This window comes from Bacillus sp. RC252 (genome assembly GCF_044909215.1).
GTDB lineage: Bacteria > Bacillota > Bacilli > Bacillales > Bacillaceae_G > Bacillus_A > Bacillus_A mycoides.
Genome location: NZ_JBIYDV010000008.1, coordinates 1 through 24650 on the forward strand (window position 1 = coordinate 1; position 24650 = coordinate 24650).

General features: G+C 34.9%; 30 protein-coding genes and 1 pseudogene. 12 read left to right on the forward strand and 19 right to left on the reverse strand.

Translation table 11 applies throughout. The features are described 5' to 3' along the window. Positions 1-115: 115 nt before the first annotated feature. Positions 116-907, reverse strand: coding sequence for a bacitracin resistance undecaprenyl-diphosphatase (gene uppP / locus ABH960_RS13015; protein ID WP_002086752.1), 792 nt, complete (start codon positions 905-907; stop codon positions 116-118). A gap of 182 nt (positions 908-1089) precedes the next feature. On the opposite strand from uppP, the gene ABH960_RS13020 reads away from it, so the two are divergent. The 3 genes from ABH960_RS13020 to ABH960_RS13030 all read left to right on the forward strand — a co-directional run bounded on the left by ABH960_RS13020 (position 1090) and on the right by ABH960_RS13030 (position 2866). Then, the gene (locus ABH960_RS13020; protein ID WP_113937000.1) at positions 1090-2448 is read left to right on the forward strand and encodes an MATE family efflux transporter; all 1359 of its coding nucleotides are present in this window, start codon (positions 1090-1092) and stop codon (positions 2446-2448) included. 76 nt (positions 2449-2524) lie between these two features. Continuing rightward, entirely contained in the window at positions 2525-2698 is a 174-nt protein-coding gene (locus tag ABH960_RS13025) for a hypothetical protein (RefSeq protein WP_000343684.1), read from the forward strand. 18 nt (positions 2699-2716) lie between these two features. Beyond that, positions 2717-2866 (forward strand): hypothetical protein, encoded by a 150-nt coding sequence (locus tag ABH960_RS13030; protein WP_000743737.1) that lies wholly within the window; start codon positions 2717-2719, stop codon positions 2864-2866. A 25-nt stretch (positions 2867-2891) separates the two neighbouring features. Here the strand turns inward: ABH960_RS13030 and ABH960_RS13035 are convergent, their stop codons facing one another. Then, positions 2892-3401, reverse strand: coding sequence for a biotin transporter BioY (locus tag ABH960_RS13035; protein ID WP_404445613.1), 510 nt, complete (start codon positions 3399-3401; stop codon positions 2892-2894). Between the two features lie 99 nt (positions 3402-3500). Here ABH960_RS13035 and ABH960_RS13040 point away from each other — a divergent pair, with 99 nt between their 5' ends. Then, positions 3501-4409: an aminoglycoside phosphotransferase family protein gene (locus tag ABH960_RS13040; RefSeq protein WP_113936998.1), complete on the forward strand. Its 909-nt coding sequence runs from the start codon at positions 3501-3503 to the stop codon at positions 4407-4409. On the opposite strand, the gene ABH960_RS13045 is transcribed toward ABH960_RS13040, so the two are convergent. The 5 genes from ABH960_RS13045 to ABH960_RS13065 form a co-directional block, all read right to left on the reverse strand. Next, positions 4406-4567: a hypothetical protein gene (locus ABH960_RS13045; protein ID WP_000651005.1), complete on the reverse strand. Its 162-nt coding sequence runs from the start codon at positions 4565-4567 to the stop codon at positions 4406-4408. The two genes, ABH960_RS13040 and ABH960_RS13045, sit on opposite strands and share 4 nt — an antisense overlap. A gap of 96 nt (positions 4568-4663) precedes the next feature. Then, positions 4664-5437 carry a hypothetical protein gene (locus ABH960_RS13050; protein WP_404445617.1) on the reverse strand — a complete coding sequence of 258 codons (774 nt, stop codon included), beginning with the start codon at positions 5435-5437 and terminating at the stop codon, positions 4664-4666. 24 nt (positions 5438-5461) lie between these two features. Next, positions 5462-5908 (reverse strand): flavodoxin, encoded by a 447-nt coding sequence (locus tag ABH960_RS13055; protein ID WP_113936996.1) that lies wholly within the window; start codon positions 5906-5908, stop codon positions 5462-5464. After that, on the reverse strand, positions 5901-6065 hold the full coding sequence (locus tag ABH960_RS13060) for a hypothetical protein (RefSeq protein ID WP_181777915.1): 165 nt from the start codon (positions 6063-6065) through the stop codon (positions 5901-5903). Before ABH960_RS13060 ends, ABH960_RS13055 begins: the two co-directional genes overlap by 8 nt. Positions 6066-6288: 223 nt before the next feature. Continuing rightward, positions 6289-7467, reverse strand: a complete 1179-nt coding sequence (locus ABH960_RS13065) for an amidohydrolase (protein ID WP_113936995.1) — start codon at positions 7465-7467, stop codon at positions 6289-6291. 359 nt (positions 7468-7826) lie between these two features. On the opposite strand from ABH960_RS13065, the gene ABH960_RS13070 reads away from it, so the two are divergent. The 5 genes from ABH960_RS13070 to dltD all read left to right on the forward strand — a co-directional run bounded on the left by ABH960_RS13070 (position 7827) and on the right by dltD (position 12143). Further along, the gene (locus ABH960_RS13070) at positions 7827-7973 is read left to right on the forward strand and encodes a teichoic acid D-Ala incorporation-associated protein DltX (RefSeq protein ID WP_002011626.1); all 147 of its coding nucleotides are present in this window, start codon (positions 7827-7829) and stop codon (positions 7971-7973) included. 12 nt (positions 7974-7985) lie between these two features. Then, a complete protein-coding gene (dltA, locus tag ABH960_RS13075) occupies positions 7986-9500 on the forward strand; it encodes a D-alanine--poly(phosphoribitol) ligase subunit DltA (RefSeq protein ID WP_002086765.1) in 1515 nt (504 codons plus the stop codon). Next, positions 9497-10663, forward strand: a complete 1167-nt coding sequence (gene dltB, locus ABH960_RS13080; RefSeq protein ID WP_002126234.1) for a D-alanyl-lipoteichoic acid biosynthesis protein DltB — start codon at positions 9497-9499, stop codon at positions 10661-10663. The genes dltA and dltB overlap by 4 nt, the downstream gene beginning before the upstream one ends. A 68-nt stretch (positions 10664-10731) precedes the next feature. After that, positions 10732-10971: a D-alanine--poly(phosphoribitol) ligase subunit DltC gene (gene dltC / locus ABH960_RS13085; RefSeq protein WP_002011622.1), complete on the forward strand. Its 240-nt coding sequence runs from the start codon at positions 10732-10734 to the stop codon at positions 10969-10971. After that, on the forward strand, positions 10968-12143 hold the full coding sequence (gene dltD / locus ABH960_RS13090) for a D-alanyl-lipoteichoic acid biosynthesis protein DltD (protein ID WP_113936993.1): 1176 nt from the start codon (positions 10968-10970) through the stop codon (positions 12141-12143). Before dltC ends, dltD begins: the two co-directional genes overlap by 4 nt. Positions 12144-12160: 17 nt before the next feature. Here the strand turns inward: dltD and ABH960_RS13095 are convergent, their stop codons facing one another. Further along, complete coding sequence (locus tag ABH960_RS13095) at positions 12161-13297, reverse strand: NAD(P)H-dependent flavin oxidoreductase (RefSeq protein ID WP_002140949.1); 1137 nt, start codon at positions 13295-13297, stop codon at positions 12161-12163. A 73-nt stretch (positions 13298-13370) separates the two neighbouring features. Here ABH960_RS13095 and ABH960_RS13100 point away from each other — a divergent pair, with 73 nt between their 5' ends. Next, the gene (locus tag ABH960_RS13100; protein ID WP_002011617.1) at positions 13371-14291 is read left to right on the forward strand and encodes a S66 peptidase family protein; all 921 of its coding nucleotides are present in this window, start codon (positions 13371-13373) and stop codon (positions 14289-14291) included. 27 nt (positions 14292-14318) lie between these two features. On the opposite strand, the gene ABH960_RS13105 is transcribed toward ABH960_RS13100, so the two are convergent. From ABH960_RS13105 to ABH960_RS13115, 3 genes are all read right to left on the reverse strand, one after another. Next, complete coding sequence (locus ABH960_RS13105) at positions 14319-14717, reverse strand: SseB family protein (protein WP_002135134.1); 399 nt, start codon at positions 14715-14717, stop codon at positions 14319-14321. Positions 14718-14780: 63 nt separating this feature from the next. Next, the gene (locus ABH960_RS13110) at positions 14781-15359 is read right to left on the reverse strand and encodes a cysteine hydrolase family protein (protein WP_404445627.1); all 579 of its coding nucleotides are present in this window, start codon (positions 15357-15359) and stop codon (positions 14781-14783) included. Positions 15360-15372: 13 nt separating this feature from the next. Continuing rightward, a complete protein-coding gene (locus ABH960_RS13115; protein WP_170935223.1) occupies positions 15373-15786 on the reverse strand; it encodes a carboxymuconolactone decarboxylase family protein in 414 nt (137 codons plus the stop codon). Positions 15787-15909: 123 nt separating this feature from the next. On the opposite strand from ABH960_RS13115, the gene ABH960_RS13120 reads away from it, so the two are divergent. Then, entirely contained in the window at positions 15910-16362 is a 453-nt protein-coding gene (locus ABH960_RS13120; RefSeq protein WP_002011610.1) for an Lrp/AsnC family transcriptional regulator, read from the forward strand. A gap of 100 nt (positions 16363-16462) precedes the next feature. Beyond that, positions 16463-16645 carry a DUF3913 family protein gene (locus ABH960_RS13125; RefSeq protein ID WP_000707108.1) on the forward strand — a complete coding sequence of 61 codons (183 nt, stop codon included), beginning with the start codon at positions 16463-16465 and terminating at the stop codon, positions 16643-16645. Positions 16646-16674: 29 nt separating this feature from the next. Here ABH960_RS13125 and ABH960_RS13130 read toward each other — a convergent pair. From ABH960_RS13130 to ABH960_RS13165, 8 genes and pseudogenes are all read right to left on the reverse strand, one after another. Continuing rightward, a pseudogene (locus ABH960_RS13130) lies at positions 16675-17688 on the reverse strand (CPBP family glutamic-type intramembrane protease). A 265-nt stretch (positions 17689-17953) separates the two neighbouring features. Next, positions 17954-18730 carry an ABC transporter permease gene (locus ABH960_RS13135; RefSeq protein ID WP_201055849.1) on the reverse strand — a complete coding sequence of 259 codons (777 nt, stop codon included), beginning with the start codon at positions 18728-18730 and terminating at the stop codon, positions 17954-17956. Then, positions 18730-19632 carry an ABC transporter ATP-binding protein gene (locus ABH960_RS13140; RefSeq protein ID WP_404445632.1) on the reverse strand — a complete coding sequence of 301 codons (903 nt, stop codon included), beginning with the start codon at positions 19630-19632 and terminating at the stop codon, positions 18730-18732. The genes ABH960_RS13135 and ABH960_RS13140 overlap by 1 nt, the downstream gene beginning before the upstream one ends. A 14-nt stretch (positions 19633-19646) precedes the next feature. Next, positions 19647-20435, reverse strand: a complete 789-nt coding sequence (locus tag ABH960_RS13145) for an ABC transporter permease (protein ID WP_340850989.1) — start codon at positions 20433-20435, stop codon at positions 19647-19649. Further along, the gene (locus ABH960_RS13150; protein ID WP_404445635.1) at positions 20432-21130 is read right to left on the reverse strand and encodes an ABC transporter ATP-binding protein; all 699 of its coding nucleotides are present in this window, start codon (positions 21128-21130) and stop codon (positions 20432-20434) included. The genes ABH960_RS13145 and ABH960_RS13150 overlap by 4 nt, the downstream gene beginning before the upstream one ends. After that, on the reverse strand, positions 21127-21507 hold the full coding sequence (locus tag ABH960_RS13155; RefSeq protein ID WP_201055843.1) for a GntR family transcriptional regulator: 381 nt from the start codon (positions 21505-21507) through the stop codon (positions 21127-21129). The genes ABH960_RS13150 and ABH960_RS13155 overlap by 4 nt, the downstream gene beginning before the upstream one ends. Before the next feature lie 193 nt (positions 21508-21700). After that, positions 21701-23074, reverse strand: a complete 1374-nt coding sequence (locus tag ABH960_RS13160) for a putrescine aminotransferase (RefSeq protein WP_404445638.1) — start codon at positions 23072-23074, stop codon at positions 21701-21703. Beyond that, positions 23075-24568, reverse strand: coding sequence for an aldehyde dehydrogenase family protein (locus ABH960_RS13165; protein ID WP_201055840.1), 1494 nt, complete (start codon positions 24566-24568; stop codon positions 23075-23077). Positions 24569-24650: the final 82 nt, after the last annotated feature.

Sequence of the window (24650 nt, forward strand, 5' to 3'; positions counted from 1 at the left end):
GTCTTCAAACGAAAAACACCTCCATTGAATTTGCATACTTAGTATGCGAATTCAGGAGGTGTTTTTTTCATGTACCACTATTCGGGTTCACTTCAGATTTCGGCAGGTTTTTTTATTACATAATGAAGAAATAGAATACCGCAGCTAAAATGAAACGGTAGTAAGCGAACGGTGTTAGTTTTACACGACCTAATAATTTTAAGAATGAAACAATTGCAAGCATCGCAACAACGAATGCTGTAATAAATCCAGTTGCAAATAATGGTATATCAGCCGCGCTTAATATATCCCAGCTTTTAATTAAATCTAAGGCACTTGCAGCTACCATCATTGGCACCGCTAGAATAAATGTATATTCCGCTGCCGCTGTATGCGAAACACGTGCTAATAAACCACCACTTATTGTTGATCCAGAACGAGAAAATCCTGGCCAAAGTGCTAAACATTGGAACATTCCGATTGTAAATGCTTGCTTATATGTGATTTCATCTAACGTTCTTGCTGTACTTGGTTTTGAAAACTTCTCAGCAACAATCATTAAAATACCACCAGCTACTAAGCTAATAACAACCGGTCCTGGACCGAATAAAACTTCTTTAATTGCACTATGGAATAATACGCCGAGTATGCCGGCAGGAATCATCCCGATAATAATATGTAATAAATTTAACGATGGTCCATCAGTTACTTTCCCTATTCCAACTAATGACCATAGACGTTTCCAAAATATAACAACAACTGCTAAAATCGATCCCAATTGGATTACAACTTCAAAAACTTTCGCTCTATCGTCTTCAAATCCAATTAAATGTCCTGTTAAAATCATATGTCCTGTTGATGATACTGGTAAAAACTCTGTTAACCCTTCAACAGCACCCATGATTAAACCAATTAACCAATCAGCCACAAGTAGTGCCTCCTTAATAACGAATATGTAATTTTTTCACACCTTATCATAATACCTTATCCCTTTTCAAAGTGCATCCTTTTTTTATTGATTTTATTTGTTGTATACGCTTATTTCTTTTCTATTTTTTGATTAAATTGTATGATAATAAGAGTTTGTTTTTTACGTTGAAAGGGGATTTTATGAAAGAAACTACTTCATTCTCACAAAAGTTAAAGCAATTTTCATTACTCTTTTTTCCGATTTTTGTAACGCAAATGTCATTATTTGCGATGAGCTTTTTTGATACGACAATGTCAGGACATGCGAGTCCTATTGATTTAGCGGGTGTTGCTATCGGAACAAGTATATGGCTTCCCGTTAGTACCGGCTTAACCGGAATTTTAATGGCTACTACTCCTATTGTTGCACAGCTCGTTGGATCAAAGAAAAAGGAGGACGTTCCTCACATTGTCATACAAGCAGTATATTTAGCAATTTGTGCTAGTTTCGTTGTTATCCTTATCGGATTCTTCGCTGTTTCACCTATTTTAAATGGCATGCAATTAGAAGAACCCGTGGAACGTATTGCAGCACAATTTTTAAGTATTATCGCGATTGGAATTATCCCTTTATTTACTTACACCGTCTTACGTGGATTTATTGATGCATTAGGAAAAACTCGAACAACGATGATTATTACATTACTATCATTACCAATTAATGTAGTATTAAATTACTTATTAATTTTTGGTCACTTTGGCTTTCCAAAACTCGGTGGTGTTGGTGCGGCAATCGCTTCTGCAGCAACATATTGGTGTATTTTAATTATTACCGTCATTATTATTCGTACGAAAGAGCCTTTCGCTTCTTTCAATATCTTTAAACAGTTATACCGCCCTTCCTTTACTAGCTGGAAGGAATTCCTGAAACTTGGCGTCCCTATCGGATTTGCTATCTTTTTTGAGACGAGTATTTTCGCTGCGGTAACACTTATGATGAGCAATTTTAGTACGACAACAATAGCAGCACATCAAGCAGCTATGAACTTTGCTTCCTTGTTATATATGACTCCTTTAAGTTTAGCAATGGCAATGACGATAGCCGTTGGATTTGAAGTTGGAGCAAAACGATACAATAATGCGAAACAATATGGATTTATCGGAATTGGGTTAGCCCTTGCTTTCGCTCTTTTATATTCAATCCTTCTTTATTTCTTTGATGATGAAATTGCTTCTATTTATACGACAAATGCAAATGTCCATCATTTAGCTAAAGAATTTCTTATATTCGCGATTTTATTTCAAATTTCAGATGCGATTGCAACTCCAGTACAAGGAGCACTTCGTGGTTATAAAGACGTAAATGTTGCCTTAATTATGACATTAATAGCTTATTGGGTAATAGGTCTACCTCTTGGCTACATGTTAGCAACTTATACTGACTGGGCAGCAAAAGGTTATTGGATCGGTCTTATTATCGGTCTAGCATTTGGGGCAATCTTCCTGCTTATCCGTCTCTTTCAAGTACAAAGAAAATATACAACGCAAAGCAGCCGCTAATGATATAGCGGCTGTTTTCTTCATGCATATTTTTTCTTGTAACGTGTAACATAATGAAAAAGAAAGGTGGATACATATGGACGAAAAACAAAAGAAACAATCATTCGATGAAGAATTCGCCCCTGAAATTTCACCTGGATATCGGCAAGATGTACATAAACCACCTAAATATAAAAACACTTCTTTTTTAATGGGCATTACCATTTTCGCAGCTGTATTACTCGTGCTCATCATTTTCGTCTATTTTTAAGGAAGGGTGGTCTATTATATGAAAAAACAAGATTCAAATCGTTCAAAAAGAACTGTTAAAACAGAAAAAGGATATGCAGGAGATTCTGTTCATACACTGAAACAAGTTGAGCAAGGAAATTTATACATTGCTCAAAAAGAACTTGGTCAACAAAATGAAAATCTTTAAAGTCCCTCTGCTTCTAGAGGGTTTTTTATTGTACATATTGTTTTTGTTCTAACACCATGAATAAATTATTAACCTTTACAATTTTCATGTCATAATTTAATTTCATTTCACTTCTCTTGCCATTTTCAATACCAGTAACGTACGCTACAGCATGATAGCGAAAACTCTCATCTGTCTCTTCACGTATCTCTTCGTTTGTAAATTTATACTCTAAATCCCGAAAACGGTTTGGGTAATAATTTTCTATTAGCTGTTCATACCCTCTATTTACAAATATTTCTTCACCTTTTCGTTTCACATCTTCTTTATTATTAAACTCAAACACTGCTAGTTGCGCTGTCACAAAGTGTTCTCCTACATTTTTCTTTTCTTTATGAGTTAAAGTTTCTATACTTTTGTTCTTTAATTCCTTATTTAACTCGTAGCGATCTATCGGTTTAAAAGTGGAAAAAACCTCCTCTTTATATGACCAAAATAATCCAAAAGCGATACATAGAGAAATGATTAATATTCTTTTCTTCGTAATGCACCCCACCCTCCTCCATAATGATAGTTATATTTTAACATATAGAAAGAAAATTCTGATATCATAAAGTGGAATAACCTACCTTTAACTTAGAAACGAGGAACAATTATGGACTCTTACAAACAATATATAAAAGAAGCTCTGCCCGGTCTTTCTATACATTCATATAAACAAAATGAAGAAGGTTGGGATAATATAGCGGTTATTATAAATGACGAACTACTATTTCGTTTCCCGCGAAAACTTGAATATGCACAGCGAATTCCGTTAGAAAAAGAACTGTGCACTATTCTTTCTCATTCATTACAAGAAATTGCAGTCCCTAAGTATAAACTATTGTATAAGAATAATTGTAATACCGTTCCATTTTGTAGCTATTATCCTCTCATTCACGGTGAACCGTTAACAACTGAAATAGTTACCGAGCTAGAGAAAAAAGAATTGAAAGCAATCATTACACAATTAGCCACTTTCCTTGCGGCTTTACATAGTATTCCTTTAAAACGTACTGAAACGCTAGGGTTCCCTATCGAAAAAACACTTACCTACTGGAAAGAACTACAAACAAAATTAAATCAATATCTTACTAATAGTCTTACTTCATTACAGAAATTAGCCTTAAATCGTTTATTCGAAAGTTTCTTTACCTGTATAACTAAATCTACCTTTCAAAATGCAATCATTCATGCCGACTTTACACATCATCACATTTTATTTAACAACCTGCACAAAAACATTTCAGGTGTTATCGATTTTGGAGATGCTCAAATTGGCGATCCCGCTTTTGATTTCGCTGGGCTATATTATGATTTCGGTCATGAGTTTACTACATCTGTATATGAACAATACAGTGCAGTTATTTCTCACCGCGATCCATTACTCATTCACCGCATCACTACCTTTTATCAATACAGCCCTTTACTACATAACCTTATTTATAACATTGAAACAAACAATGAAATAACATTAAAGAAGAATGAAGAACAGCTTAAAGCAATACTACAGGGACGAGATTAAATTCTCTCCCTATACTCTCTCTCCTCATACATCATTAATTTTTTATCCATTTCAACAATAACTTTATACAATTGAAACGCCTGTAAAATTTGCAGTTGAATTCCAAAAGGAGCATTCTGTTCTTTTAACCATTGAAATACTTTCATTTCATCTTTCATTGATTATTCCCCCCTTTATTAATCTGCTACAAATATACGGTAAATGATGAAAAGCTTTTCATGTCAATAACAAAAAAGGATGCAAATTTGCATCCTTTAATGTACTATATTTTTCTTCTGCTTCGCTTCTTTCTTTACTTCTTCCCTTTGGCATTCACTACGAAACGCACAACTCATACACTCATAACGAAAATGACGCTCTGTATAGTGCTCAGGTTGCTGCAACATTTCTTTCATTCTAAATAAATCATCCATTCCAGTTATAATATCTTCCTGCTTTGGAATGTACTCATACTTAGTTCCTTCTATTAAATTAATAACTTCAATTTTCCCTGGAAGAATACCGAAAGCTTTATAACTGAATACTGTCATTAGCTTCTGACAAAGAGCAAGCATTTCCTCATCCGCATCGACAACATACTTTTTAATTACAAACGATTCAGTACTCCACTCACCAACTTCAAATGTCAATGACATGTGGACACCTAACTCTTCCATATATGTTTGAAACTTCTCATATAAAAATAACGGCGGTGCCTGACTATCATCCCTTTCAACAAACTGTAATAAGTGATCAGTTAGCTTCGCTAAAACAATATAGTACTCCGCCTTTGAAGCAAACATATTAATCCTTACTTTTTTCCAATACTTTTCTATTAATATTAAAAGTACAATTTTCGTTTGTTGGCCCGCAGGTAGCGTGTAATATTCATTAATAATTTGATTCACAATCATTTGCGCTATTTGTTGCCATTCAAATGAAGAAGGTTCTCTTCTTTTTATATGACGGAAATAAAATTTTTGTGGACAACGCATAAAATCATACAAATGGTAATCTGTCATCGTTTTGATTGAGATTTTTTCATGCAATTGCTCTTCATCTCCCTTCTGCCATTAAGAAAGGTGTTTTACGAATTCAGCTCCAAACTGTAAACATTTTTCTACATCTTCATCTTCTGGCGTTAATTCTACTTTCAATCCTTCTAACACAACTGCTGCCCCGCGCTCCTGTAGCTTTTCTATTAAAATATCAACCGCTAACCCGTATTTCGGATAAGCCGAATCACAAGAACCGAATGCAGCTGCTTTTTTACCAGTTAAGTTAATAGAATCCATTGCATCATAAAAATCTAAAAAATCATCAGGAAGATCACCATCTCCCCAAGTATAAGCACCTAAAATAATACCGTCGTATTGCTCTAATATAGAAGCTTCTGGTGTATCCATAATATCAATTACTTCAATCTCATTTTCTGTTTCACGAATCGCACTCGCAATATGGTCAGCCATTTCCTCTGTATTTCCACTCATACTTGCAAAAATCATTACTAACTTACTCAACTGAACCTCTCCTTTTACCTTGTATCTCTTTTTCTGTTTGAAGTGTACTCTTCTCACCTACATATTCAGAACGAATTATATTTCGTTGCCATTCAATATGCTTATCAACATCTTTATTTTTTAATTCCCTTCGTAAAAGGTGAAATGTTTTTCTCATTAAGGTTCCTCATCTATTTTATTGATAATAATTATCAATTTCAATTATACCATTAGATTAATTGAAATTGATTATCAAAGTCAATAACTATTTTTTTAAAAATAGTTAAAATGTACAAGCTTGTCCGTTAGCTATTCATATACTATAAATGAGCATAGTTCTTTCTCAGCCCTCTCTGACGGAAGAAATAAAAGCAACTGCAATAGAGTGCAGTTGCCTTTTTTTATGCTTTATCAATTTCTAGTAGTCTTATAGTTGCCTCTAAAAATAGTTCCACTCCATTAATTAAAGCCGATTCATCCACATCAAATTTCGGATGATGATGTGGATAACAAGTATCAATATTTTTATTCCCTGTTCCTAATTTAATGAAACAACCAGGTGCTTTTCTTAAATACGCTGAAAAATCTTCCCCTCCCATAGAAGGTTCAAGATGCACAATACGCTGATTTCCGAACAATTTTATCGCACTTTTTTCTACTATTTTCGTAATGTACTCATTATTAACAACTGGATCATATCCGTAACGATACGTATATGTATAATCTCCCCCATGTGCTTCTGTAATTCCTTTTACAATTTGCTCAATTTTCTCTTTTGCTTCCTCTCTTAATGTTTGATTAAAAGATCGAACAGTTCCCATTAAAGCTGCTGCACTAGGAATGATATTATCGGCCATCCCCCCATGAAATTGTGTAACTGACACTACTCTATGCATAAAAGCACTTGTATTTCTTGATACGATATGTTGTAAATTTGTAATAATTTGTGCTCCGATAGCAATAGGATCTATCGTTTCTTCTGGTCGTGCCGCGTGACCACCCTTTCCTAAAATTTCAATTGTAAATACGTCTGGTGCTGCCATCATAGGGCCATATACAATTCCTATCTTTCCACTTTCTAATCCAGACATAACGTGCAAACCTACTACATAATCGACGCCGTCCATAACACCGGCCTCCACCATTTCTTGTCCACCACCGGGATACACTTCCTCTGCGTGCTGAAAGAACAGACGGATTTCGCCTGCAAAATCTTCCTTCATATTTGCTAGCGTCTCTGCTGTACTTAATAAAATAGCTGTATGTGCATCGTGCCCGCATGCGTGCATTACACCTTTATTAACCGATCCATATGGCTTTAGTGTCTCTTCTTGAATTGGTAATGCGTCTATATCAGCTCGAATCGCAACTACTTTTCCTTGTTGCCTTCCTCTTTTAATTGCTAGCACACTGTACTGCGTTGGTCTCGTTACTTCAAAAGAAGAAAATGAGCATAATGTTTCATATATAAATTGCGAAGTTTCTTTTTCATGAAACGATAATTCCGGATACTTATGGAAATGCCGTCTCCATTTAATGATATTTTCCTCTGAAATAACACTCCTCCACTCTCTTTTCATAATAATTACCTCCTTTTAAAAGGCTCTATACCTTGAAAATGTACTAAGTACCCAGTGATTATTAACCCACTCCAATTCAGGAATAACAAAACAAATATTATATTTTCTCGCCTTCTCACAATCCACTTTTATACATTCACACAATCCACTTCCTATTTACATGTCAAACCCATTACAAATTCATGCTGAATGTAATATAATTGCTAAGTTAGGGATTTTCTTTTTTAGTATTTAGTGCTAATATCAGAAAAGAGCCTTTTGACTTATTTTTACCTAAAATGTGGGATTTTGTTTTTTTCACAATCATGTAGGACATGATACCTACAAAGAGCTATTATTTCATTAAGCGAGGGAAAGACATGGAAAGATTAAAAGAGATATGGTCTCAACCACTCACACAATGGGTTGCAAAGACGGTTTATTACCTTGCAATTTTATTTGCATTACTTTGGTTGTATGGATTCCATGATACAAACACAAGTACATTTATTTACAATGAATTCTAGGGTGGGAACGTTATGAAGTTATTAGAACAAATTGAAAAGTGGGCTGTAGAAACGCCTGATCAAACCGCTTTTGTTTGGCGAGATGCGAAAATTACGTACAAACAATTAAAGGAAGATTCTGATGCGTTAGCACATTGGATTTCTTCTGAGTATCCAGATGATCGTTCACCAATTATGGTTTATGGCCATATGCAACCTGAAATGATTATTAACTTTTTAGGTTGTGTAAAAGCTGGACATGCTTACATTCCTGTAGATTTATCTATTCCAGCTGATCGTGTACAACGTATTGCTGAAAGTTCTGGTGCGAAATTACTGTTATCAGGGGCAGAAGTAACGGTAACGGACTTACCAGTTCGCATTACAAGTGAAGATAACTTAAAAGATATTTTCTTTACTCATAAAGGGAATACTCCAAATCCTGAACATGCGGTAAAAGGTGATGAGAACTTCTACATTATTTACACATCAGGAAGTACAGGTAATCCGAAAGGGGTTCAGATTACTTATAACTGTCTTGTTAGCTTTACAAAATGGGCTGTAGAAGATTTCAACTTACAAACAGGGCAAGTATTCTTAAACCAAGCACCTTTCTCATTCGATTTATCTGTAATGGATATTTACCCATCATTAGTAACAGGTGGTACACTTTGGGCAATCGATAAAGACATGATTGCACGTCCAAAAGACTTGTTTGCTTCTTTAGAGCAATCGGATATACAAGTATGGACTTCGACACCATCTTTCGCAGAAATGTGTTTAATGGAAGCCTCTTTCTCTGAAAGTATGCTACCAAACATGAAAACATTCTTATTCTGCGGTGAAGTGTTACCAAATGAAGTAGCTAGAAAATTAATTGAGCGTTTCCCGAAAGCAGCAATTATGAATACGTACGGTCCAACAGAAGCTACTGTTGCTGTAACAGGCATTCACGTTACAGAAGAAGTGCTTGATCAATACAAATCACTTCCAGTTGGCTACTGTAAATCAGACTGTCGCCTTCTTATTATGAAAGAAGATGGTACAATTGCACCTGACGGTGAAAAAGGTGAAATCGTAATTGTCGGTCCAAGCGTAAGCGTTGGCTATTTAGGAAGCCCTGAATTAACAGAAAAAGTATTTACCATGATTGATGGTGAGCGCGCCTATAAAACAGGTGATGCTGGCTATGTAGAAAATGGTCTTCTATTCTATAATGGTCGTCTTGATTTCCAAATTAAGCTTCATGGTTATCGAATGGAATTAGAAGAAATCGAACATCATCTTCGCGCGTGTTCTTACGTAGAAGGTGCAGTTGTTGTTCCAATTAAAAAAGGTGAAAAATATGATTACTTATTAGCGGTTGTTGTTCCTGGAGAGCATTCGTTTGAAAAAGAATTCAAATTAACATCTGCAATCAAAAAAGAACTCAATGAGCGATTACCAAATTACATGATTCCACGTAAATTCATGTATCAATCTTCTATTCCAATGACACCAAATGGAAAGGTAGATCGCAAAAAATTATTGAGTGAGGTTACAGCATGACCGCATATGGATCATTTTATTTTTTCGCTATAGTAGGCATTTTATTAATACCTACTATCATAGCTGGATTAAAAGGTAAAATGTTGCGTAAATATAATGCCGTTTTAACATTAGTAATGCTCGTTATTATCTTCTCTGATAAACCGAAGCAAGCAATCATGTTAGCCGCATTTATTATTTGGCAATATGCCCTTATTAAAGGCTATTTAATTTTAAGAAAACAAAATAATAGTACATTCACGTTTTGTATAGCTGTTATTTTATCGATTTTACCGCTTATTTTGGCAAAAATCGCACCGTTTGTACCTGAATTGCATTTTATTGTTTTCGCAGGTATGTCTTACGTAACATTTAGAGCTGTACAGATGGTCTTTGAAGTTCGTGATAATTTAATTAAAGAACTTTCCTTCTTTAATTTCTGGGAATTCGTTTTATTCTTCCCTGCGATTTCAAGTGGACCTATCGATCGTTACCGTAGATTCCAAAAAGATATTCAAAAGCCGCCTAGTGCTGAGGAATATCAAAAGTTACTATATACAGGGATTAACCGTATTTTCCAAGGTTTTCTGTATAAATTTATAATCGCGCACTTGATAACAACATATCTTGTAAAGGCAGTATTCGCCAATCAAGATACACTTTTATCTAATGTGATTTTTATGTACGCTACTAGCATGCAGTTATTCTTTGACTTTGCAGGTTATAGTGCGTTCGTAATTGGTATCAGTTACATGATGGGAATTAAAACTCCAGAAAACTTTAATAAGCCATTCCTTAGTCGTAACATTAAAGACTTCTGGAACCGCTGGCACATGAGTTTATCATTCTGGTTCCGTGATTTTATTTACATGCGTTTCGTCTTTTTTGCAACGAAGAAAAAGTTAATTAAGAACCGTTACACAATTTCGTATATCGGTGCATTTTTAAACTTTTTCATTATGGGAATTTGGCACATCCAAGGAAGCGCTGTTGCGCAGTATGTTATTTATGGTCTATATCACGCTGCCTTGTTTATCTTATTCGATATTTTCGAACGAAAAAACAAGAAGCATAAGTTTTGGCCAAACAATAAATTTACACACGTCCTTGCGATTGTAATTACGTTCCACGTTGTATGTTTCGGTTTCCTGATCTTCTCTGGACACCTTAACAGATACTTTTAATGCACCCTTCTTATCCCATTAAGAAGTTGCACATATAATATATTTCGGATATAAAGGAGATTTTAAAAATGGCAGAATTCAAAGAGCAAGTATTAGATATTTTAGAAGAAGTATGTGAAAACGATATTGTGAAAGAAAACTTAGATGTTCAATTATTTGAAGAAGGTATTCTTGATTCTTTCGCTGTAGTATCTTTATTAGTAGAATTCCAAGAGCGTTTAGAGATTGAAGTTTCTATTTCTGATTTTGACCGCGATGAATGGGCTACACCAAATATGGTTATTAAAAAGTTGGAAGAAATCCGATGAACAAAGTAAAATTTGGTCCGATGCTTTTAGCATTGGCCCTTTTTGCTGTATTCTTACTTATTCCAACGCGCTTCCTACTTCCACTTTTAAGTGATGAGAAAGTAGAACAAGCTGCGACTTCTTTAAAAGAAGAAAAGATTCAAAGTATGATTTTACAGCAAAAGATGTTAGCAGACCCGAAATATCTTCCGATGTACGGTTCATCGGAATTCGCACGTATGGATGCTTTCCATCCATCGAATTATTTCAAAGTAAAGCCTGAAGGATTCACACCATTCCTACTTGGGCGCGGTGGAACACAAGACCTTGTACATGTATTAAACTTCGCATCTACAATGGATCAATTGAAAGATAAGAAAATGATATTCGTTCTTTCTCCGCAATGGTTTGTACCACAAGGTATTGATGAGACACACTTTGCACCTAACTTTTCAAAACAACAAGGTTACCACTTCATTTTCAACGATGATTTAAAACCTGAAATGAAAAAACAAATTGCAAAACGCTTATTAAACTTTGAGATTGTTAAAAAAGAAACTTTATTAAAAATTTCACTTGAAGGTATCGCCTACGATGATACAAAGTATAAAGTAAAAGCACTTGCTGCTAAACCTTTCGCTTATATTTATCGTAACATTCTAGATCGTAAAGACTTATTTACAGCTATGTTTAATATTAAGCCACATAAAGAACAGCTTGATCCATCATTGAAACAAATGAACTGGGAAGAAGCTCGTAAGCATGCTGATCAAACAGGTGCAGTAGAATCAAGCTCTAACGAATATGGTATCGAAGATGATTACTTCAATAGCAAAATTAAGAAGAAATTAAAACAACGTGAAGGTTACTTAAAAAATGATGCTTATGACCAATCACCAGAATATGAAGATTTACAAATTGTACTTGATTTATTAAAACAATCTGGCGCAAAACCGCTCTTCATTTCTGTTCCTGTAAAAGGTCCTTGGTATGATTACGCTGGCTTCCCGAAAGAAAAACGCGAATTATACTACAATAAAGTTCATGAGCAAATTAAGCAAGCTGGCTATCCAATTGCTGATTTCTCAAATCATGAATATGATAAGTACTTCTTAAAAGATCATATGCACTTAGGTTGGAAAGGCTGGGTTTACATCGACGAAGCTATCCAACAATTTTATAAAGCAAACTAACGAAAAGACCGCTTGAATTATTCAAGTGGTCTTTTTTTATATACATCTTGTAATTGTTCAATTACGTTCTCTGCTTCTTTCATGACACGTTTCACTACGTGCTGAGCTGATTCCGTTCGTGCTAATGATGATGCTTGTCCCGCCCAAAGCGACATATACTCTTCCTTATTTTGCTTCGCTGCTTCTTGACGTATTTTTGAAGTTAATACGTTTTGCACTGGATACATCGGTAAATTCTCTTCTCTTCCTTCATGTTTCTCTATAAATTCATTACGAATACCCCGTGCATATTTCCCGGAAAACGCACGGGTTACCGTTGTACTCGTATCTGTACTATGTAAAATCGCCTCTTTATACACGTCATGCGTAATACTTTCTTCACTCGTTAAAAAGGCTGACCCCATTTGAACAGCCTCTGCCCCTAACGCAAATGCCGCAACAAGCCCTTGCCCATTCATTACACCACCTGCTGCAACAATCGGGATATGAGGTACTTCCGCTACTAATTGCGGGATTAATGCAAATGTACCAATCATCGCATCTTGTTCTTTCCCAATAAACGTTCCTCTATGCCCTCCTGCCTCGCTACCTTGCCCGACAATAATATCTACCCCTAACTTAGCAAGTGCTTTCGCTTCCGCTACATGGGTAGCTGTTCCGATAACTTTTATCCCTTCCTTTTTCAAATCATCTATTTCTTCTTTTTCTAACGTTTGAAATGCAAAACTAACGACTGGTACCTTTTCCTCTAATAATACTTGTAATTGTTCTTTATAGCTTTTTGGAAGTTTTAAAGTCTTTTCTTCCTCTATACCTAATTCTCTATTCACTCCACTAAGTAATACTTTCGCCTCGTTTACCTTCTCTTCTTCTATCTGTATCTCTTTCGTTAAAAGTAAATTAACACCGAAAGGCTTATTTGTTAGTTCCCTTATTTTATAAATCGCTTCACGGATTTGTTCTGGGCTCATATACCCTGCTCCAAGCGTACCTAATCCTCCGCTATTACTCACAGCTGCAACAAGTTCTGACGTTGTAATCGCTCCTGCCATACCTGCTTGAATAATCGGATACTTAATTTGTAATATATCTATTACTCGACTTGTAAACATCATTTTCCCTCCTACTTTCCCTATACCTTCTTTATATGACATGCTTTCCCCTTCTTTTACAAGGATTGAACTTTCGCTCAAGCGAATATATTGAAAGAGAAGGAGGCTGAGAACAATGATTTATCCAAATGCGTTGCAAAAAGGTGATACAGTAATGGTTATTGCACCGTCTGGCCCACCAACACTTGAGAATATATTAAAAGGTGTGAACGTATTACAAGAGATGGGATTATCCGTAATAATTGGAAAGAGTGTTTATGAAAAATATGGATATTTAGCTGGAAGTGATCAAGTTCGTCTTGATGATATACATGAAGCATTTACAAATACTGAGGTCAAAGCAGTCTTTTGTGCACGAGGTGGTTACGGCAGTGCTCGTCTCCTCCCTTACATTCAATATGAAATCATTCAACGGAATCCAAAGATTTTTTGGGGATATAGCGATATTACGGCTTTACATACTGCCTTTTCACGTTATGCGGAGCTGGTTACTTTTCATGGTCCAATGATTGAAGAATTAGGAAAAGGTATAGATTCTCTCTCCTTATCTTCTTTCAATCAACTATTCCATCCGTATTCATCTATCTTATATGCATCAGAATGTATCGTACCTACCTCTCCATGTACAGTTACAGGCACATTAGTTGGAGGGAATTTAACTGTGTTAACAAGTATAATTGGCTCGCCCTATGAAATAAATACATCAAATAAACTTTTATTGCTTGAAGATATTGGTGAAGAACCGTACCGCATTGACCGGATGTTAAATCAACTACTTTTATCTGGACAGTTTAATGAATGCAGCGGCGTTATTTTTACAAGTTGTCACGACTGCAACCCTTCTAAGCCATCTCAATCATTGCAAACAATATTATATGAATATTTCACGCCATATAATATACCTGTGTTATTCGGTTTACCGATTGGACATATAAGTCCAAATATCGGTATTCCCCTCGGAGCTACAGCAACAATAAATACAACTAACAAAACTGTTTCTATTTCTTCTGGTATAGCCACTCCATGTTCAAATTAAAAAGGAAAAGCTGCTAAGCTTTTCCTTTTACTTATAATAATTAAAAATCCGTCCAGATGAGATATCTGAAATCTCTTCTGGAATAAATGTTTTACTTATATCAGTACCAACATTTAATACAGCTGTTGCATCCTTCTCAATGCCACCAAATAATTCTTTTCCACGTATCGTAATAAGGGGCGTACCTTCTGGCAACACATCTTTTACAAATTTCAATTGTGTAAAGAACGGAACGATCCATCTACCCTCTCCTTGGAAATGACGCAAACGAAGTGTTCCTTCCGTTGCCCCGTCTTCTGCTTCAAGTGAACCAGCAACATAAAACTCCGTTGATAAGAGCAATTCATAAAATTCCTTTTGCTTTTGTTTATCCTCTCCTGCTAAAACGAGTACTTTTTCTATTTTCTTTACTGAAATTTGCTCCATATGATGCCACCCCTATTTTCAAAATGATTATACTTAGATTATACGAAATATTCTTATTTTTTTCTACATAATTCCACAATTATTTTCTTGAAATAATTTTAAAACACCTTCAGTCGTAACGATTTTGGCAAATTCATCATGTAAGTTTACAAGTGTCATATTGTGAATGTCCTCTGCACTATACTCTGTCCCGTCCAGACCTTTACGATTGAATGTAGCCGTCGCATCGCTCACTAAATACGTTGTAAACCCTAAATTACCTGCCATCCGTGTTGTAGTCTCCACACAATGACTTGTTGTTAATCCTACAATCACTACCGTATTACATTTTTGTTGTCTTAATTGTTCTTCCAAATTTGTCCCAATGAACGCGCTATTAACGGATTTCTGGATAATTATTTCATCTGGCATTGGTTGCACTTCTTCTTTAAAGTTTACCGTTTCCGCATGTTGATAAAACATCGATTGAACATTTTCTTTATTTACATGTTGAATATGAAAAACTGGTAGTTTTCTTTTTCTCCATTCTTCTAACAAACTTTTCATATTTTCTTCCGCCAAAAGGTTATTCCTCACGCCCCAGTATGGTAAGTTAAATGCTTCCTGTACATCAATGATTATAAGTGCTGCTTGATTAAGCATAATATCCTCCTAATTAATTGGGCTGTAATTGAAACAGAAAACCAAGTTGCTGCGAAGCAGTAATAAAACAAATATAGGCACAAAGCTCTACAATTTCTTTTTCAGTCCAATATTGTTTTAATATATGAAACATATTATCATCTATCGCCTTTTGGTCATGAACAAATGCATGTGCAAAAGTAACGGCTACGCTAATTTCTTCTATTTTTTGTATATCATCCGGCTTTCCCTTTGCCATACAGTACGGACATTCATTCCCAAACGCTAATGTTCTTCTTACTTGCTCCTTTAACTCTACGGAAAGGGCCCCTGTACTATACAGTGTATTCTCTAACGTACTCCACGAATTTAATATATCTGGATTATGACCTAATAATTTTTGAAACTTTGTATCTCCTACATTTGATAATGTAATTCTCTCCATCATTTCCCCTCCTATTTCCTTCTTTTTTATTGTAAAATAAATAAAGTTCACTTTACATTTCATATGAATCTTAATTTTTAATTTTTCTTTACAAAAATTATCATTTTACTGGAGGTATATTTACAAATGCAATTAGACCGTGTTGATCGAAAAATTTTAAATGAATTATATAATGATAGCCGCCTTTCGATGCGTGAATTAGCAAAACGAGTAAACTTATCGGCTCCGTCTACTACAGAACGTGTACGTAAACTTGAAAGTGAAGGGATTATTCAAAAATACACAATCGATATCAATTATAAAAAAGCAGGACTTGTTTTAGATTGTATTTTAGAAATCACTTTAAAAAATGGTGATACAACACGTATGCAACAGTTTATTCAGTCTTATCCATCTGCAAGTTTTTGTTACCGAGTAACAGGAAGCTTGTGCTACATTGTAAAAATCTCTGTTCCTTCACTCGTTGAACTTGAAGAATTTATCAATGATGTTTCTTCATATGCAACGACAGTTTCTCATATCGTATTATCAGAAGTAGCTCTTACTCCGGACATTGAACATATATTCCCAGAAGATTAATTCATCTTTATTCACAAAAAGAGTAAAAACCCCTTACATTAAGAATAAAAATGATATATCATGTATTAAAATACATAAAGTTCGAGAAAGGGGCTTTACATTGAAAATCTGGTTTTATGAAAAAACGGCACAATTAGATGACTTGCTTGGTATTTGGGACAATGTTCCGACCATCCCTCGAATTGGTGAAAAAGTTGAACTTCTAAAAACCGTTCGGATCGTTACAGATATTAAATATGTAAAGAACGGTAATAATTTTCGTGTAGAGATTATTACAAATTAAAAAGTAGCTCTTTAGGAGCTACTTTTTAATTATCTATTATGCGCTTTCTTTATAACAATTTTATCTTCTTCTACAGAAACTGTTACATAATCATTTTCTTCTAACCGAAGCTTATTTACAGCTTCATCAGGTAATTCTACAGCCATCAATCTATCTGTTACTATCACTTGGCTATATATTTCATTTTCTTCTGATGTATTCACTACTTTTTCTTCATTTATGAAACGAATCGGTGGCACACCAACTTCTTTTACTGTACGCCACTGGTTCCAAGTAAAAGGAATGAACCATAATAAACCGATAATCACAAGACCAATGCCGATTCATAAATTACTTTGTGCTTGTAATTCAGTAATCGAGATTGCGTCACTTCCATCTCCACCTACAAATTGCATACTCGTTGCAATCAAATTATTTAGAGCATGCACAGCAATATTCGTCCATATATTTTTTGTCTTTATGTATAGAAGGCACATAATAACACCGAACATGAAAGCACCGATAACATCAAAGTGTCCTAGTCCAAAAATAAGAGAGGATATAATAACCGCTCGTTTAATCCCCCATTTGTAAGCCATTCGCTGCAAGAAAAAACCTCTAAAAATAACCTCTTCCATTATTGGGGCTAATACACATGCTGAAATGAAAGTAAATACCGTCATGTATATGTTACTCGTATTAATTACATTTCCATCTTCTAACATGGTAACTAAGAAATCAGGTAAAGTATGTGCTAAAATATAAAATTGAATTTGGGATATACCGACTGCAAAAACCATTCCCATGATCGTTGCTAATACAATTAACCCCCAATGTAAACGTCCAGGCTTATCAAAAAAGCTTTTAAAAACAACATTATTTTTACTTGTTTTTAAATATAGCCACAATAGTGGAAATGCAAAAAATATTGATATTTGTGACAGTAACTCTATCGTATTGTCAGAAGCACCTGATAAACTTAATGGAATCATTGTCAGGAACATCCCTATAATCATCCATCCAAAAAAACTACGTAGCCTTATACGTGAAAATGCATGTTGCATATTGAACACCTCCAGAGATGATGTAAAGTGAAAATTTATTCAGTGTTTTATGGGTAGCCCTTCTCCACAAATGGCCGAATAACTAAATTATAATATGAATATAGTTGAAAATCTTCCTATTTTTCTCAAATAATTTCAAACAACATATCTCTTAAAATATATAGTACGTTTTATTTAAAATACCGTATTACTGTTCTTCCAGTTGAAATCTAGGGGAACGTTATGTAATAAAAATCCCCGTTTTTACAAGCGGGGATTTTTATTATTATAATACGTCACGTTTTTGGAATAATACACTTGATGCTACAAGTAATACAGCAAAGTATGCAACTACAAGTAATAATGAGGTTGTAAACGTAAATTCTGTAAATGGTGGTTCTGCTCCGCCACTTACTAATTTATTACTATCGTAAGCACTTAAATTCAAATGGAAAAATACCACAAATTTCGCTACACCTTTTGCAAACATCATCAGTACCATATTAATTGGTCCTTGTAAAAAGAAGAGGAACATCGTAATAATCAATGGTAATACAGACTTTCTAAATACGTTTGCTAAGAAAAATGCAAGCGTCGCAAAGAAGAACGGTGAAAGTACTTGATATAAAGTAGATTTCATTACGATTCCTAACGTTAATTCTGTTTTACTACCATCCTTTACAATTCCGCCAATAATCATTGCAATTAACGTGCTAGCAAATATGATAAATACTATAGTAAGTAACACTGTAATATATTTAGAGAATAAAACGGTAATTCTTTTTCTTGGACGGATTAATAACTGCTTAATTGTACCTTTTTGGAACTCATCAGTAATCATACGTGAAGCAATCGTAATTCCAAAAATTGTTGCAAATAAAGTAATTAAACCAATCTCTGAACTTGCAAAATCTAAATATGATCCTTTAAATTCACTTCCGTCGCCCCACTTCATCATCGCTAAAACTCCCAAAATCTCCAATACTGCAATAACACCAATTAAAATATACATACCTTTTTTCGCATGCAACTTTAAAAATTCATTTTGAATTAATTTAAACATTACGCTTTCACTCCCCCTGTAATTGCTAAGAACTCATCCTCTAACGTTTTATTTTGAACGGTAACTCCGTATACAAGCACATCGTCATTCACAAGTTTCTTTACAAGTTGTGGAATTTCTTCTTTCGTTACAGATACTGCAATTACATTTCCTTGCGCCTTACCTTTAATGATTTCATTTGCTTTCTGTACTTGATCTACTTCAAACGCTACAACTACTTTCTCATCATGTTTCGCTTGTTCATGTAAGTTGTACTCTTGTACAAACTCACCTTGCTTTATAATAACGACGCGATCACACATTAGTTCAATTTCACTTAATAAGTGACTTGATACGATTACGGCAATATTCTCTTCTTTCGCTAAACGTTGTAAATAATCACGAATTTGACGAATACCAGCTGGATCTAATCCATTTGTCGGCTCATCTAAAATTAAGATTTTCGGCTGATGAAGTAATGCCTGTGCAATTCCTAAACGTTGTTTCATACCAAGTGAATATGTTTTCACCTTTTGATGAATCGCATGCTCTAAGTCAACAAGCTTTACAATTTCAGCAATGCGCTCTTTACTAATTGGTGTAATTGCCATGTTCGCAAAATGCTTCAAGTTTTGCATTCCAGTCATATAATCATATAGTTCAGGATTTTCTACAATTGCTCCAATTTGCTCTAACGCCTTTTCACGCTCCGTACGAATGCTATGACCACAAATTGTAATATCGCCTTCTGTCATCGAAATAAGACCTGTCATCATACGAATTGTCGTCGTCTTACCACTACCGTTCGGTCCAAGGAACCCGTATACTTCTCCTTCTCGAACCTCAAACGATAGGCCGCGAATGATTTCTGCCTTACCAATCTTTTTTCGAACATTTTCTAATTTCACTACTACGTTTCCCAATGCTGATTCCTCCTCTAGACTTCTAACTTTTTGTCGATTATGCGACCTGTTATATAAACAAGTAAAACAAATATACCGATTGAAAAAGCAATACTATATAAATTCATAAGTTTTTCTTGATAAAGCAACACATTTGCTTCTGATGATTCATCTATATATACTAACTTTGTTATTAAAGGCGCAGTAGGTGCAAGACCGCCCAACATTCCATATATAGTACCTAATAATTTTGTTACTAGTAAAAATAAGAAAAATACAATTGGATATTTTAACTTCTTCTTTTTCAAAGAAAACACTTTAACGCTAGCTACTACAAAAAGCAATACAAGTAATATACTAGATAAATTAAATACATATACAATAGTACTAAATAAGTGCCCTAATGGATTTAATCCACTTTGGGTAAATAGCACTTCATAGAGCTCTGTACCCTTTATTATTTTCATAGAAATACTATATAAAAAAATAGAACCTATTACTTCAAAAATAAGTAAACTAATTGCAGTATATAACAATATTGCTAAAACAATCTTTTTACCTGATGTCGGCGTTAATCGAAATAATGTACTTTCAGTCATTTTTCCAAATGCAGACATCGCCTGAATAAATAGCAATGCTATAAAAATTATATATACTAAGATAACTAAGGAAACTATAATTATTTGCCTTATCTCTCCTGATTCTTGCTTAATATAATTTCCCAAACTTACGAAAGCTACAGCTACAACGAATATAAATGATAACAATGAAATAATAATTTGCTTTTTATTTACATTGTACATATATATTAAGCTCGACTTCATCTACTAAACACCTCCTTAAACACCTCCGTGACAGCTTTCCCTCTCTGAAAACGTAACTCTTCTACATTTTCATACAATACAATTTCCCCATCTTTTAAAAAGATTACTTCATCAAAAATATTTTCAACTTCATTTATTAGGTGAGTCGAGATTAGTATCGTACAATCTTCTCTATAAAATTGTAGAATGAGATCTAATACGTGTTCTCTAGAAACAAGATCAATCCCGCCAAGTGGTTCATCTAGTATATATAACTTCGCTTTTCGAGAAAACGTTAAAATAATTTGAAGCTTTTCAATCATCCCTTTTGATAATGCTGTAATCTTTTCTTCTAATGGTATTTTAAATTCTGCAATCGTATCTACTGCTTTTTGAATATCGAAGTCTTTATAAAAATCTCGATAGAAAAATAGGGCATCTTTTACAGTCATCCAATCATCAAAGCCTGGCTTATCAGACATAAATGAAACGATTTCTTTCGTCCCTAACCCTACTTTTTTACCGTTAATTACTATGCTGCCTTCAGAAGGATGCTGCAATCCTGCAATCATTTTTAATAACGTCGTTTTCCCGCTTCCGTTATCTCCAACAAGCCCAACGATTTTTCCTTCTGTAATCTCTATGTTTAACTCACGGATCACTGCTTTTAATCCGTACCGCTTCCATACGTTTTCTATTTTTAATAACTCTGTCATTCGCTCTCCTCCCTTTTCTCATGTAATGAAGAACGAAGGATTGTAAGAATTTCTTCTTCTGAAAAACCTAAATTGTCCATTCCATCTATAAAAGAATGAAGTAATTCTTTCGCCATATCTTTTCGCAGCTCCATAATCTTCTCCCCTTCATTCGTTACATATCGTCCCATTCCTCTACGTGTTACTACAACTCCATCCCGCTCTAACTCTTGAAATGTACGTTGAATCGTATTTGGATTTACTTGTAATTCACTCGCTAATTCACGTACAGAGGGAATTTTATCACCAGGCGATAAATGACCCGTTACAATTTCTTTCTTTATGTATTCCATTACTTGAATGTAAATTGGTGTATTTGGAGAAAACTCGATTTTCATTTCTCCCCTCCTGTCTTAGTGTGTTAGTTAAATAGTACACTAAGACAAATTACATGTAAATACTTAAAACAAAAAATGTAATAAAAAGGCAGTGTAACTTTTCGTTACACTGCCTTCCTGTAATACAATATAAGTAAATCTATTCTAATTATAGTTTCAATCGTTTGAATTCACATATAATCTTATGCGAAATTTATTTTACTTTTACTTGAGTTAGCACAGATTTAAACGTATTAATAACTGTATCTACTTCTTCATAGCTAATTGTAAGGGATGGTTCAATACGAATTGTTTTTGAATTAATTAATGTTCCCGCAACAAGAATACCTTGATCAAACATCGCCTTTGACACTTCATAACCAATCTCGTCTTTATGGAATTCAATCCCAATCATTAAACCTTGACCACGGATTTCAAAGATTTTATCTTCATGTCCTTCTGCTGCTTGTTTCAATCCATTTAAGAAATACTCCCCAACTTCCATCGCTCGTTCCGGTAATTTCTCTTCCAATAATACATGAATTGTTGCAATTGCAGCAGCACATGCAAGTGGATTTCCTCCAAATGTTGTTGTGTGCATAAATGGATTTTCAAACCAACTTTTGAATACTGTTTCTTTCGCAACAATAGCTCCCGCTGGCATTACACCTCCACCAAACGCCTTCGCAAGACAAATAATATCCGGCACGATATCATATAATTCTGCAGCAAACATTTTTCCTGTACGTCCCATTCCAGTTTGTACTTCATCAAAGATAAGGAGTGATCCAAACTCATCACAAAGCTCTCGTACTTGTTTCAAATAATTTTCTGGAGGTAAAATAATACCGCCCTCTCCTTGAATTGGTTCTAAAATAACTGCTGCAACATCTTCTCCCACTAATGCACATGTCTCAAATGTTTTTCTCATCATATCAATATCGCCAAACGGAACATGACGGAAACCCGGAATTAATGGTAAAAATGGCTTACGGAACATTCCTTTTGCCGTCCCAGATAAAGCACCAAGGCTCTTACCATGGAAAGCACGCGTTGTAGCAATGAAAGTTGTTCGTTCACTATACATTTTTGCTAGTTTTAATGCTGCCTCTACGCTTTCTGTTCCACTATTTGTGAAGAAGGCGTATTTCAAATCACCAGGTGTAATATCCGCTAAAATCTTTGCAAGCATTGCTCGAAGTGGATCCAGTAAATCCTGACTGTGTAATGCTTGACGTTTTAATTGATCTGTCACAGCTTTTACCACTTTCGGATTACGGTGACCAACATTATAAATTCCAAATCCACCTAAACAGTCAATATATCTTTTACCGTTAATATCCATGAAACAAGATCCTTCATCTGACCACTCTACTGCTGCAAATTGTCCATCTTTTGTTACTGTTTTTCTATAAGCAAGAAAACCAGGGTTTACATGCTCTCTAAATCCGTCTACTGTTTCTTTTTGAATCCAGTTTGCCTCTTCTTCAGTAACCTTTTCTTTTTCAATTAACTGTAGTACTTTCGTAATATACTCATTTACATTTGATTCTTTCTCATTCAATTTATTTTTCACGTTCGTTTCCATCTAATTCACTCCTACATTTTTTTTATTTGCAAACCAACCTATTGGCTCTACTTCTAGATTTATATTAATCTGCTTAATTTCTTGAAATTCTTCTAACCCAAACGTCCCTAGACTACGACCTATACCACTTTGCTTATATCCGCCCCAAGGTGCCTCATTGTATGTTGGATGATAACTATTAATCCACGTAATTCCTGCGCGAAGTTTGCGAATCACACGCATTGCTTTTGCACCATCAACTGTAAATACTCCTCCAGCCAAACCATAGTCTGTACCGTTTGCCAACTCAATTGCTTCCTGTTCGTCTTTAAACTTTTGAATTACTACAACAGGACCGAAGATTTCTTCCTGGACAATACGCATATCAGGTTTTACATTGACAAAGACTGTTGGTTCAATAAAGAAACCATCACCTTTTCCATCCTCCATTATTCGTCTACCTCCGCAAGCAACGTTTGCACCTTCGTCTTTCCCGATTTCAATGTAACGCAATACTTTTTCCATATGTTCTTGACTTACAAGTGGCCCCATTTCTGATTCTGGATTATCACCAGGCCCAACGTTAATTTGCTGTGCTCGCTCTACAAAACTATTAACAAATTTATCATAAATATTTTCTTCGACAAGGATTCTTGATCCTGCTGAACATACTTGTCCGCTACCTGCATAAATACCGAATAGAGCATAATCAATAGCGGTCTCAAAATCTGCATCTGCAAAAATAATATTTGGAGATTTCCCTCCAAGTTCTAACGAAATCTTTTTCATATTATCTGCCGCTGTTCTCATAATGTGCTTACCTGTTTTTGTTCCACCTGTAAAGGAAATCATGTCCACTTTATTACTCGCTGCAATTTCATTTCCTACTATTGGACCGGCCCCCATTACCATATTGGCAACACCTTTTGGTAGCCCTACTTTTTCAATGATTTCGAATAGTTTTGTTGCAGTGATTGGTGTCACTTCAGAAGGTTTAAACACAATGGTATTTCCAGCTGCTAAAGCAGGTGCAATTTTCCATACACTCATCAATAGCGGATAATTCCATGGAACAATTAATCCACAAACACCAACTGGCTCTCTTACAACCATCGCTTGCATCGGATCGGCTACATGATATGTTTGACCATCTGGCTTTGTAATCAATCCGGCATAATAGCGAAAACAAGCCGCTGCATCTCCAATATCTCCTTCTGCCTCACGGTACGTTTTTCCATTATCCATTGTTTCAAGGTATACTAATTCTTCCATATTTTTATCAATTTCATCTGCTATTTTAAATAAATATGATGCCCTTTCAGCAGTGGATGTTGCTGACCAAATTCCGCTATCGAAAGCCGTTCTTGCCACTTCTATCGCGTATTTTGCATCCTCAATCGTTCCCTCAGGTGCATATGCTATACCCTTGCCATTCGCAGGGTTAATAATCGTTCTTTTTTCTTGATCACTAGAGTCTCTCCATTCACCGTTTACATACATTTTTAAATCTAGCACTATATTGAATCCCCCTTCATCGATCGTTTATATATTTATAAGCAATTTCCATGCCAATATTTAAAATTCAAAAGAATCATAC